At 63.0% G+C, this 11,964-nt stretch carries 11 protein-coding genes; 6 read left to right on the plus strand and 5 right to left on the minus strand.

Annotation, left to right across the window (positions count from 1 at the left end):
• Position 1: 1 nt before the first annotated feature.
• Together FIU94_RS14245 and FIU94_RS14250 are read left to right on the plus strand one after the other, a co-directional pair.
• Positions 2-1,012, plus strand: coding sequence for a branched-chain amino acid ABC transporter permease (locus FIU94_RS14245; RefSeq protein ID WP_152466413.1), 1,011 nt, complete (start codon positions 2-4; stop codon positions 1,010-1,012).
• Positions 1,009-2,313, plus strand: coding sequence for a branched-chain amino acid ABC transporter permease (locus tag FIU94_RS14250; protein ID WP_152466414.1), 1,305 nt, complete (start codon positions 1,009-1,011; stop codon positions 2,311-2,313). Before FIU94_RS14245 ends, FIU94_RS14250 begins: the two co-directional genes overlap by 4 nt.
• Positions 2,314-2,661: 348 nt before the next feature.
• On the opposite strand, the gene FIU94_RS14255 is transcribed toward FIU94_RS14250, so the two are convergent.
• Positions 2,662-4,233, minus strand: coding sequence for a helicase HerA-like domain-containing protein (locus tag FIU94_RS14255; protein WP_152466415.1), 1,572 nt, complete (start codon positions 4,231-4,233; stop codon positions 2,662-2,664).
• 424 nt (positions 4,234-4,657) lie between these two features.
• Here FIU94_RS14255 and FIU94_RS14260 point away from each other — a divergent pair, with 424 nt between their 5' ends.
• The gene (locus FIU94_RS14260) at positions 4,658-5,317 is read left to right on the plus strand and encodes an invasion associated locus B family protein (RefSeq protein ID WP_152466416.1); all 660 of its coding nucleotides are present in this window, start codon (positions 4,658-4,660) and stop codon (positions 5,315-5,317) included.
• A gap of 78 nt (positions 5,318-5,395) precedes the next feature.
• Positions 5,396-5,854 (plus strand): GNAT family N-acetyltransferase, encoded by a 459-nt coding sequence (locus tag FIU94_RS14265; RefSeq protein WP_152466417.1) that lies wholly within the window; start codon positions 5,396-5,398, stop codon positions 5,852-5,854.
• 54 nt (positions 5,855-5,908) lie between these two features.
• Here the strand turns inward: FIU94_RS14265 and FIU94_RS14270 are convergent, their stop codons facing one another.
• The 4 genes from FIU94_RS14270 to FIU94_RS14285 are packed head-to-tail and all read right to left on the minus strand — an operon-like array spanning position 5,909 to position 10,107.
• On the minus strand, positions 5,909-7,117 hold the full coding sequence (locus FIU94_RS14270) for a beta-ketoacyl synthase (protein WP_152466418.1): 1,209 nt from the start codon (positions 7,115-7,117) through the stop codon (positions 5,909-5,911).
• A 6-nt stretch (positions 7,118-7,123) separates the two neighbouring features.
• A complete protein-coding gene (locus tag FIU94_RS14275) occupies positions 7,124-7,381 on the minus strand; it encodes an acyl carrier protein (protein WP_152466419.1) in 258 nt (85 codons plus the stop codon).
• 32 nt (positions 7,382-7,413) lie between these two features.
• Complete coding sequence (lpxD, locus tag FIU94_RS14280; RefSeq protein WP_152466420.1) at positions 7,414-8,505, minus strand: UDP-3-O-(3-hydroxymyristoyl)glucosamine N-acyltransferase; 1,092 nt, start codon at positions 8,503-8,505, stop codon at positions 7,414-7,416.
• Between the two features lie 30 nt (positions 8,506-8,535).
• Entirely contained in the window at positions 8,536-10,107 is a 1,572-nt protein-coding gene (locus FIU94_RS14285) for a murein L,D-transpeptidase (protein ID WP_152467073.1), read from the minus strand.
• A gap of 354 nt (positions 10,108-10,461) precedes the next feature.
• On the opposite strand from FIU94_RS14285, the gene FIU94_RS14290 reads away from it, so the two are divergent.
• Positions 10,462-11,031 (plus strand): DUF882 domain-containing protein, encoded by a 570-nt coding sequence (locus FIU94_RS14290; protein WP_152466421.1) that lies wholly within the window; start codon positions 10,462-10,464, stop codon positions 11,029-11,031.
• 217 nt (positions 11,032-11,248) lie between these two features.
• Positions 11,249-11,962: a phosphatidylserine decarboxylase gene (locus FIU94_RS14295; RefSeq protein WP_302848707.1), complete on the plus strand. Its 714-nt coding sequence runs from the start codon at positions 11,249-11,251 to the stop codon at positions 11,960-11,962.
• The last annotated feature ends 2 nt before the right edge of the window (positions 11,963-11,964 follow it).

The following is an 11,964-nucleotide window of genomic DNA, read 5'->3' on the forward strand; positions in this document are numbered from 1 at the left end:
CATGGACTTTCTCAACGCATTCATCGCGCTCGCCAATTATGTCCTTGTCCCCGGCATCGCCTATGGCAGCCAGCTGGCGCTTGGTGCGCTGGGGGTCACGCTGGTCTACGGCATCCTGCGGTTCTCCAACTTTGCCCATGGCGACACGATGGCCTTGGGGGCGATGTCGGCAGTGTTGCTGACCTGGGCATTCCAGAGCTGGGGCATCAGCCTGGGCCCGCTGCCCACCGCATTGCTCGCCCTGCCGTTTGCCATCGGGCTGACGATCCTGCTGCTGCTGGGCACCGACCGGGTGGTCTATCGCTTCTACCGCGAAAAGAAGGCGAAGCCGGTGATCCTCGTGATCGTCTCGCTCGGCGTGACCTTCATCTACAACGGCATCACGCGCTTCATCATCGGGGCGGATGACCAGAACTTTCTCGACGGGGAACGCTTCATCATCTCCGCCCGCGATTTCAAGGAGATGACCGGTCTTGCCGAAGGGCTGTCCTTTCGCACCACGCAAGGAATCACCATCGTCACCGCCATCATCGTGGTCGCCCTGCTGTTCTGGTTCCTCAACCGGACCCGCGCGGGCAAGTCCATGCGCGCCTATTCCGACAACGAGGATCTGGCGCTGCTGTCCGGGATCAACCCCGAACGGGTGGTCATGATCACCTGGATGATTGTTGCGGCATTGGCGACAATTGCCGGTGTCCTTTACGGATTGGACAAATCATTCAAACCATTCACCTACTTCCAGCTGCTGCTGCCGATCTTCGCAAGCGCCATCGTCGGCGGTCTGGGAAACCCGCTGGGCGCCATCGCGGGCGGCTTTGTCATCGCGTTTTCCGAGGTGACGATCACCTATGCATGGAAGAAGGTGCTGGGCTACATGATGCCCGAAGGGCTTGAGCCTTCCGGCCTCGTCCAGCTTCTGAGCACGGACTACAAGTTCGCCGTCAGCTTCGTGATCCTGTTGATCGTGCTGCTGTTCAAACCCACCGGACTATTCAAGGGGCAGTCGGTATGAATACGACACTGAAAAATACCCTTCTTTTCGGCATCATCGGCAGCCTCATCCTTTATGTCGGGTTTGCGCAAAGCTGGAATTCGGCGTTGCTGATCATCTCCATGGGGCTGATTTCGTCGATCATGGCGCTGGGGGTGAACCTGCAATGGGGCTTTGCGGGGCTGTTCAACGTCGGGATCATGGGGTTCGTGGCGCTGGGCGGGCTGGCTGCCGTACTGGTGGGCATGCCGCCGACCGAGGGCGCCTTTGCCGCCGGTGGCTGGGGCGTGCTGGGGGCGCTGTTGCTGGGCGCGCTGACGATTTTCGCCGTGATCGTGGTGATGCGGCGCATGGCGCCCGGCTGGCGGCGCACCCTTGCCGTCCTCGTGATCCTGATCGGCGGTTTCGTGGTGTTCCGTGCCCTGCTGGACCCCTCGGTCGAACGGATCGAAGCGATCAACCCCGCACAGACCGGATATCTTGGCGGGCTGGGCCTGCCGGTGCTGCTGGCGTGGCCGGTGGGGGGATTGTTCGCCGCCGGAGCGGCCTGGATCATCGGCAAGACGGCGCTGGGCCTGCGGTCGGATTATCTGGCGATTGCAACGCTGGGCATCGCCGAGATCATCATCGCCATTCTCAAGAACGAGGATTGGTTGACGCGGGGCGTGAAGAACGTGATCGGCGTGCCGCGCCCTGTGCCTTACGAGATCGACCTGCAGAACGATCCCGCCTTTGTCGAACGCGCGGCCAGCCTGGGCTTCAACCCGGTCGAGGCGTCGACGCTCTGGGTCAAGGTCCTCTACATCGCGCTCTTCGCGATCGTGCTGGTCATCCTGATGTGGATGGCCCAGCGGGCACTGCATTCGCCCTGGGGCCGCATGCTGCGCGCGATCCGCGACAACGAGGTCGCGGCCGAGGCGATGGGCAAGGACGTGACCGCGCGGCACCTGCAGGTGTTCATCCTGGGCTCCGCCATCTGCGGCATCGCGGGCGCGATGATGACCACGATGGACAGCCAGCTGACCCCTGGCACCTACCAGCCGCTGCGATTCACCTTCCTGGTCTGGGTCATGGTGATCGTCGGCGGCTCGGGCAACAACTTTGGCGCGGTGCTGGGCGGCTTCCTGATCTGGTTCCTCTGGGTGCAGGTGGAACCGATCGGTTTCTGGCTGATGAACCTCATCACCTCCGGCATGGACCTGAACTCGCCCTTGCGCGCGCATCTGCTGGACTCGGCCTCGCATATGCGGCTGCTGACGATGGGGCTGGTGCTGCTGCTGGTGCTCCGGTTCAGTCCGCGCGGTCTGATCCCCGAAAGATAAGTGTGCGGTGCCCGGCTGCCGGGTACCATAGTTTTCCGCCAATAGGGTGGTGCGCTAAAGACGCGCGCCACCCGCTGTGCCAGCCTAGGCTCTGGACCCATTAATTCCATACGCTCAGTTTGACAGATTTTTTCGAAGACAAGAAGCACCTGCGCAGGAATAGTGGTTCTATTTCAAGCAGATGTGACGCAGGCTGCGGGAAAATCCGTCAAACCCAAAGGGCGGCGATTTCACTTCATTTCAACGGTTTGGGTCGCTTGCAAATAGAACCACTATTGGCTGCGCGCCCCAAACCGTCGAAATTTCGTGAAATCGCCGCTGAGCATATTGAAGCAATGGGTCCAGAGCCTAGCGCCCCTTGAAGAGCCCGCCCAGAATGCCGCGCACGATGCGACGTCCTGTCGTCCCCTTCAGCTCCTTGATAAACACGCTGCCGACAGCGCCCCCGATCTCACGGGACCAGCTCTTGCCCTGCCCGCGCGAGGTCGACCGGGTCACGCCCTTGCCCGCGTAACGGCGCGCCTTGTTGAATTCGCGCAACGACGGCGTGTCGGCATCGGGTGCCTGTTGCTCGGCCTTCTCCGCCTCCGCTTCGGCCTGCGCGGCCCCGGCGGCGGCCTTTTCCGCCCGGTCGCGCAGGATCTCAAAGGCGCTTTCGCGGTCGAGCCGGGTGTCGTACTTGCCCGACATCGGCGATGCGGTCATCAGCGCCCTGCGCGCCGCCGTGTCGATCGGACCCAGATGCGACGATGGCGGGCGGATCAGCGTCCGCTGCACGACCCCGGGATTGCCCTTCCTCTCCAGCATGGACGTCACCGCCTCACCGGTGCCGACGTCGCGGATGGCGTCGGCGGTGTCAAAAGCCGGGTTCGGGCGATAGGTATCGGCAGCCTTGCGCAATTCGCGCTGGTCGTTCGCGGTGAAGGCCCGCAGGGCGTGCTGCACCCTGTTGCCCAGCTGCCCCAGCACATCGTCAGGGACGTCGCCGGGGTTCTGGGTCACAAAATACACGCCGACACCCTTGGACCGGATCAGCCGCGCGACCTGCTCGACCTTGTCGATCAGGGCCTTCGGGGCATCGTCGAACAGCAGATGTGCCTCGTCGAAGAAAAAGACCAGTTTGGGTTTGTCCGGGTTGCCGACCTCGGGCAGTTCCTCGAACAGTTCGGACAAGAGCCATAGCAGGAAGGTGGCATAGAGTTTCGGCGCGCCCATCAGCTTGTCCGAGGCGAGGATGTTGATCATGCCCCGGCCCTCGGCATCGCACCGCATCAGGTCCTCCAGCGCCAGCGCCGGTTCGCCGAACAATTCGGCGGCGCCCTGGTTCTCCAGAACAAGAAGGCGGCGTTGAATCGTGCCGACCGACGCGGTGGAGACATTGCCGTAGCGCAGGGCAAGGTCGCCTGCGTTCTCGCCGACCCAGACCAGCAACGCCTGAAGATCCTTGAGATCGAGCAGCGGCAGCCCTTCCTCGTCCGCGACACGAAAGGCGATGTTCAGGATACCCTCCTGCGCTTCGCTGAGATCCAGAAGCCGCGACAGCAGCAACGGACCCATTTCGGAAACCGTGGTGCGCACCGGATGGCCCTGTTCGCCGTAGAGGTCCCAGAAGGTGACTGGAAAGGCGCTGTAGGCATAGTCGGTGAAGCCGATCTTCTGCGCCCTGCTGGTGAAGGCATCATGCAGCTTGTGATCGGCCGACCCGGAGTGCGCCAGACCGCTGAGATCGCCTTTCACATCCGACAGGAAGACCGGCACGCCGCGGGCGGAAAAGCTCTCTGCCAGGATCTGCAGCGTCACTGTCTTGCCCGTACCGGTGGCCCCGGCGATCAACCCGTGCCGGTTGGCGTAGCCGAGGTTCAGATATTGCGGCGTGGCGTAGTCATCGCCCCCGCCACCGATGAAGATGTCCTGTGTCACACATAGCCCCGCTGAAATTTGTCAGCGCCAAGCATACAATCTTAACCTGTTGAGGCCATAGTGTTCTTGCCGTGATCAGATGTCCTTTCCGATCATGGGTATCCTCCCTGTCAGACTGGCCGCGCCTTCGGGTGCGGCCTTTTTTTGGCGCCCGAAGACCCGCCAAAATGCCGCCAATTTTTTACTGTTGACCAGCGTGCGGCGCTTTCGTAACGTCGCGTCAGAAAGTCGGCCCAGTCCGACGGGGAGAGAACCAAAGTGAAAAGAGGGCGTCTTGCGCCCTCTTTTTGCTTTTGGCCCCTGATCCGCGATGCCTTGAAATCAGCGGGAAATCGCGTGTGGCATCACACTTTTCCAGGCCAGCCCGCTGACAATCTTTGTGCACCGTGTTAGAGCGCGGTAACGCAACCAATCTGGATTTGACATGAGTAGATTTCTGACAGCCCTGCCCATCGCCGTGGCCCTGGCCTGTGCGAGCCCGGCAGCGATCCTTGCACAGACGACAGAAGCGCCCGCACCCACCGAAGAACCTGCACAGACCGAGCAGACCGAGCAGAACCAGGCGCCGCAAAGCAGCTCCTCGATCGAGGATCAGCTTAGCCTGGGTGAGAATGCCGACGGCTCGCCCGAAGTGGGCAAACCCTTCACCAAGGAGGTGATCGGCGCCTGGGAAATGCGCTGCATCCAGGACGCCGAAGGCAACGAACCCTGCCAGATGTACCAGCTTCTGGATGACGGTCAGGGCGCCCCGGTGGCCGAATTCTCGCTGTTCCGCCTGCCCGACGGAGGCAAGGCCGCCGCCGGTGCGACAATTGTCGTGCCGCTGGAAACCGCCCTGCCCCAGCAGCTGACCATCTCGGTCGATGGCGGTCAGGCGCGGCGCTATCCTTACGCCTTCTGCAACCCTGTGGGCTGCTACGTGCGTCTGGGCCTCACCCCCGAAGACATCAACGTCTTCAAGCGCGGCAAGGAAGCGGTCATCACGATCATCCCGGCGCTGGCACCCGACCAGCAGGTCAAGCTGTCGCTGTCGCTGGACGGCTTTACCGCCAGCTATGACAAGGTCTCGACGGTTCAGCAGTAAGCCATCGCGGCGTTGGATAGACCAATGAGACGGGCCGCCGAGAGGTGGCCCTTTCTTTTTTCAGACGGGGTTCAGGACATGAAGATCAGACCGGCGGAACTTCGGGATGTCCCGGAAATGAGCGAATTCCTGACCCGGTTGCGCGACATGGGCAAGCGGCGCAGCCCCAGTGATGCGGACTTCGTGCGAAGCAACTACCTTGAAGACCCCGACAGGATCCGCTGCTCGGTCGCGGAGGATGCCAATGGCACGGTGCTGGGTTTCCAGTCACTGAAGATGGCGACCCGGGGAAACATCTACGACGTCGCCCCCGGCTGGGGCATCATCGGCACCCACATCCGCCCGGAAGCCGCGCGGCAGGGCGTGGGCCGGGCCCTGTTCGCCGCCACGCTGGCGGCGGCAAAAGCGGCGGGGCTGGCACATATCGACGCCAGTATCGCGGCGGACAATCCTGAGGGACTGGCATATTACGCGACGATGGGGTTCGAGACATACCGCACGCCGGACGGGTTGATCTGCAAAAGATATACGGTTTGAAAACCAGGATTTCAGCGTCGGCCGACGGCGGCGGTTGCCGTCCCCCTGGACCGCTCAGACCTTGCGCAGGGCCAGCACCGCGTTCATGCCGCCAAAGGCAAAGGCGTTGGACAGCGACACCTTGACCTTGGCCTCGCGCGCCTCGTTGGGCACCACGTTCAGCGCGCATTCGGGGTCGGGCTCTTCATAACCGATGGTGGGCGCAATCACCCCGTCGCGCAGGGCCATGATGCAGGCCAGCAGTTCCACCGCACCCGTGCCGCCGATCAGATGGCCATGCATCGACTTGGTGGAAGAGATCATCAGGTTGTCCGCATGCGGGCCAAAGGCATCTGCCACCGCGGCGCATTCGGTCTTGTCATTCGCCGCGGTGCCGGTGCCGTGGGCATTGATGTAACCGATCTCCTCACGGTCGATACGACCATCCTCCAACGCGCCGGTGATGGCACGGGCGGCACCCGCCTTGGACGGCATGACGATGTCGCTCGCGTCCGAGGTCATCGCGCAGCCGACCACTTCGCACAGAATGTCGGCGCCCCGTCGCTTCGCGTGTTCCATTTCCTCAAAGACGAAGATCCCCGCGCCCTCGCCCTGGACCATGCCGTTGCGGTTGGCCGAGAACGGGCGGCAGGCGTCGCGGCTCATCACGCGCAGACCTTCCCAGGCCTTGACCCCGCCAAAACACAACATGCTTTCGGATCCGCCCGTGACCATGGCGGGCGCCATGCCGGACCGCACCATCGCAAAGGCCTGCGCCATCGCGTGGTTGGAAGAGGCACAGGCGGTCGAAACCGTGAAGGACGGCCCCTTGAGGTTCCATTCCATGCTCACATGGCTCGCGGCGGCGTTGTTCATCAGCTTGGGAACCACGAAAGGATGAACGCGGTTCTTCCCCTCTTCATAGACCGCCCGATAGTTGTCGTCCCAGGTCGAAACGCCGCCACCGGCGGTGCCCAGAACAACACCCGCACGGGCCGACAATTCGCCCGAAAAGACGAGGCCCGACTGTTCGATCGCCTCGCGGGCGGCTTCGAGCGTGAACAGGGTGAACCGGTCGTACAGGGAAATCTGCTGCCGGTTGTAGCGCCCTTCGGCATCGAAGTTGCGTACCTGCCCGCCGATCTGGATCTGCAGGCGGTCTACGTCGCGGAAATCAAGCGGACCGATGCCGCAGACCCCTTCACGCATCGCGGCCAGAGTTTCGGGCACATTCTGGCCCAGGGCATTGATGGTTCCCGCCCCGGTGATGACGACGCGTTTCATGTCATGTCAGCCCTGTTCGGCCCTGAGCCGTTCGATCCCCGCGACAATGGTCCGCACGCTGGAGATGTCGAAATCCGACGCGCCGGGATCGTTCGCATTGAAGGGAATTGAGATGTCAAACGCCTCTTCGATGGCAAAGATGCTTTCCACCAGCCCCATGCTGTCGATCCCCAGTTCCTCGGGCGTGCTGTCCAGGGTCACATCCTCAGGCTCAAGCATGGCCTGTTCGGCGATGATCTCGATGACTCGATCCGTCGTGTTCATGGCAAGCTTCCCTTGCGTTGCTCCGGGACGATTTAGTCATCCCCGCCTGATTTGGAAACCACCTTTCGCAAGGCGGCAACATCGCGCAGCAGGCGCGGCAGACGGCGGAGCGCCTTGTAGATTTCCATCTGGCTTTCCATCTGCGTGGCCGGATAGCCCAGCATCGTCCGCCCCGCCGGCACGTTCGACAGCGCCTTGGTCGCGGCACCGAGGATGGCACGATCGCCGATAAAGATGTTGTCGCTGACACCCGATTGCCCGCCCAGCACCACGTTGTTCCCGATGACCGAAGAGCCCGCGATGCCCACCTGTGCGCAGATCAGCGTATCATCGCCCACCACCACGTTGTGGCCAATCTGGATCTGGCTGTCGAGCTTGGTGCCATTGCCGATCCGCGTGTCGCGGATGGTGCCGCTGTCCACGGTGGTGTTCATGCCGATTTCAACGTCGTCCCCGATGGTGACGGCCCCCAGCGAATGGATGCGCGCCCAGGCCTGGGGTTTGGCGTCGCCCTGGTCGCCCAGGGTCTTGCGCGCATGTTCCACGCTGCTCGGCTCCGGCGTGACAAAGGAAAAACCGTCGCCGCCGATCCGCGCACCGGGCTGGGCGATGAACCGCGCGCCGATCCGCACCCGCGCGCCGATGCTGACCTGTTCGCGAAGATAGCAATCAGGCCCCAGACTCGCGTCCATCCCGATGAAGCATTGCGGCCCGACCACGCCGCCCGCGCCGATGCGCACCCCCGGCCCGATCACGGCCAGGGGACCGACGCTGACGCCCTCGCCCAGCTCGGCACTGGCGTCTATCACGGCGGAGGGATGGATACCCGGCGCAAAGCCCTGCCCCTTGTCCAGCATCCGGGTGAGCCCCGACATGGCAAAGCGCGGCCTGTCCGGCAGGATCGCGGCCTGAAGCCCCAGCGCCTTCCAGTCGGCCCCGGGCCAGAGCATCGCGGCCCGCGCTTGTCCCTGCGCCAGCATCCCGGCATATTTGGGGGTGGATGCCATCGCCAGATCGTCGGGACCGGCGCTGGCAGGTTCCGCCGCGCGGGCAATGACCAGATCAAGGTCTCCTTCAGCCCGCGCGCCGATGCTTTCGGCTATCTGCCTGACGGTGTGGCCCATGTTCGCCTTCCCTGCATTTGCAAGGCAGGGTTATCCCTGAACGCCGCCCAAGACCACCCCTGCGTTTGCCAGTGCGTTCCAGATCTTTGCATCGCGGCCGTAGATGTCGGCGCGGTACTCCGTGTGCCCACGCGCGTTGGTCACAGCCGTCCGGTAGATGATGTGCACCGGCACCGGCTGTTCGATGTTCACGCGTGTCTCCGCCCCGGTGCGCAGAATGCGCTGGAAATCGCCCTCGGGATCGTCGGACTGACGCGCCAGCAGCGTATAGGCAAAGTCGAAGGGATCGGCCAGGCGCACGCAACCGTGGCTGAAGGCACGCACGTCCCGCGCGAACAGATTCTTCGCCGGCGTGTCATGCAGGTAGATGTTGTACTTGTTCGGGAACATGAACTTCACCAGACCCAGCGCATTGGACCGGCTCGGCGGCTGACGCATGGAATAGGGAAAGTTCCGGGCGGTATAGCGTGAGAAGTTGACCGCGTTGCGGTTGACCCGGCGGCCCCGGCTGTCGGTGATGATGATATGGCTCGCCGCGTTCCGGTTGCGCCGCAGCGCCGGCAGGTATTCCTTCGTTACGATGGACCGGGGCACGTACCAGCTGGGGTTGATGACCATGTGATCCATCTCGTCCGAGAATTCCGGCGTGGGCCGGTCGTCCCTGTTGGCCCCCACGACGGCACGGGTCTCGAAGGTGACGACACCATCGTCGATGACCTTGGCGGTAAAATCGGGCAGGTTCACCAATATGTGCCGTTTGCCACGTTCGGTGTTGAACCAGCGTTCACGCTCCAACGCCACCAGGACGGATTGCAGCCGGGTTTCCACATCGACATTGATCTGCTTGAGGGTTTCACCGCCTACGACGCCATCGTCGTTCAGACCGTGATCCAGCTGGAACTGCTTGACCGCGTCCAGCATCGCCTGATCGAAGGTCCGGCCATTGGTCCGGTCAAGGTAGTCCATCGCGATCAGCCGATTGCGCAGGGCGATCACCGCGGGGCCGGTGGCGCCGCGCTCCAGCTTGCTCTCGGGCACACGGGGGCCCCAGCCGCCGCTGGCCATCAGCTGCTCCATCAGCATCTTTTCCTTGAGCAGGGCGTTGTATTCCATGCTCCGGGGCGGCAGCGCGCGAAAGAACGCCGCCGGTTTGGAAACGGCGATGCCCGACAGGTAGGCACCCCGGTCGCGGTAGGGAACCTCGCGGACGATGCGGCTGTCGATCCGTTTCGGGGTCAGCACGCCGGTCTGGACGTCGCGGGCATAGGTGAGGAACACCTTGCTCATCTCCACCTCGGCCAATCCGCGATCACGGGCGGAGCGTACCGTCCCAAGCCGCGCCATCAGCCCGGCGGGATCGTAGCGCGCCACGGGCAGGCCGTGAGACGCGGCGGTCCGTATCGCGCGCAAAAGCTCCGCACGGCGGGCGCGGCTGGCATCGTCCGGGGCGGTCCAGATCGGCTGATAGCCGGTCTCGCGATAAAAAGCCGCGATATCGGCGTCATCGGCGGCAGCCTCGGCCACGGCCTGTTTGAACGCGGTGATCTGGGCATGTCCCGGCGCAGCGGCAAAAACAGCGATGACGATCCCCGCCATGGCCATGAACGCGGAGCGTCTGCCGCCGTTGAAAATACCAGTCATCAATTCCCCCTTTTAAAAAAGCGCAGTGAGCAGAGCTCAACTTTCAGCCCTGTGAGTTGGACTGTCCATTCACATTTGCAACAGGCCGAAACGCCGACGCCCACCTGATGCGAAAAATCCTCTGTTTTCAGCTACTCACAGAGTGCCACACAAAAAATGCGCAAAAATTCGCCGAAAATTGGATAGACCGGGAACCTCTCGGATTCAGTCCTTGGTAAAGAAAAACCCCTATGCAATAAGGATGTTGCATCTGGGGAAGAGATGAACGGCCCATGTAACATCATGGCCACAGGCAGAGATGACGGGACAGAAACTATGACTGGCACCAGCTCTTCGGGCATGACCCGGCGCGCCCTTCTCGGCGCATTCGCAGCGACAACTATAGCAGCAGCACCGACATATTCCAACGCGGCAGGTTTCCTGCGGGGCGGTGGCGACATTCGCCGCCTCCGCATGTACTCCGGCCGGACCGGCGAACGCATCGACATGATCTACTGGATCGAAGGCCAGTACATCAAGGACGCCGTCAAGGAGATCACCTATTTCATGCGTGACTGGCGCAATGATCTGGTCAAGAACATTGACCTGCGCACCGTCGATATCATGGCGGCATCGCACAACCTGCTGGACGTGAACGAACCCTATATGTTGCTGTCCGGCTACCGCAGCCCGCAGACCAACGCGATGCTGCGCGCCCGTTCCAGCGGCGTGGCCAAGAATTCGCTGCACCTGCGTGGTCAGGCCGCCGACCTGCGGCTTGCGTCCCGCTCGGTCAATCAGGTCGCCAAGGCCGCGATGGCCTGCCACGGCGGCGGCGTCGGTCGGTATTCGGGGTCCAACTTTGTCCACATGGACTGCGGCCAGGTCCGCAGCTGGGGCGGCTGACGCGTCGCTGCCCGCTTCGAACCAATTTGCAAGGCGCCCCAAGGGGCGCTTTTTGCATTCCCGCAGTCATGCTGCGCAGGCTCTGGCAAGAGCCGACATTCCGGCATAACGTGCCCGCGCTGCTCTTGGGATTCGGGCTTTTGGCCTGCGCCGGGGCTGAAACGGCGGGCCACGCCGTCCGGCTGGCCCTGTTCATGGGTCTGGTCATCGTCTGGCGTTGGATAGAAAGAATAGACTTATGAACATGCTCAAGATCGTGGCGGTGCCCATGCACCGCGAAGGCCGGAAATTCGTGGCGATCTTTGCCGCTGTCAGCGTGGTGCTGGGCCTTGTCTGGGAACCGCTCTTCTGGCTTGGCCTTGGCGCGACTGTCTGGTGTTACTACTTTTTCCGCGACCCGGTGCGCGTGATCCCGCAGCAGGAGGGGCTGGTCCTGTCCCCCGCCGACGGCGTCGTGTCATTGATCGAGGACGTGATCCCTCACGCCGATCTCGCGCTCGGTGACGCGCCGCTGACGCGCGTGTCGATCTTCATGAACGTCTTCAACTGCCATGTGAACCGCGCGCCTGTCGCGGGCGAGGTGACAAACATCGTCTATCGCCACGGCAAGTTCCTCAACGCGTCGCTCGACAAGGCGAGCGAGGACAACGAACGCAACTCTCTGACCATCCAGACGCCCGAAGGCGCGCGCATCGGCGTGGTGCAGATCGCGGGGCTGGTGGCGCGGCGGATCGTCTGCTTTGTCAAGGAAGGCGACCCGATCGCCGTCGGCCACCGCTTTGGCCTGATCCGCTTTGGCAGCAGGCTCGACGTCTACCTGCCGCAGGGTGTGGCCCCGCAGGTCGCCGTTGGTCAGACCGCCGTGGCGGGCGAAACCATTCTTGCCGATCTGAGGGGCGACCGCCCTGCCCGCGTCGGCCTGGCCGAATGACG

Origin of the sequence: Sulfitobacter sp. THAF37 (assembly GCF_009363555.1) — a bacterium.
Lineage (GTDB): Bacteria > Pseudomonadota > Alphaproteobacteria > Rhodobacterales > Rhodobacteraceae > Sulfitobacter.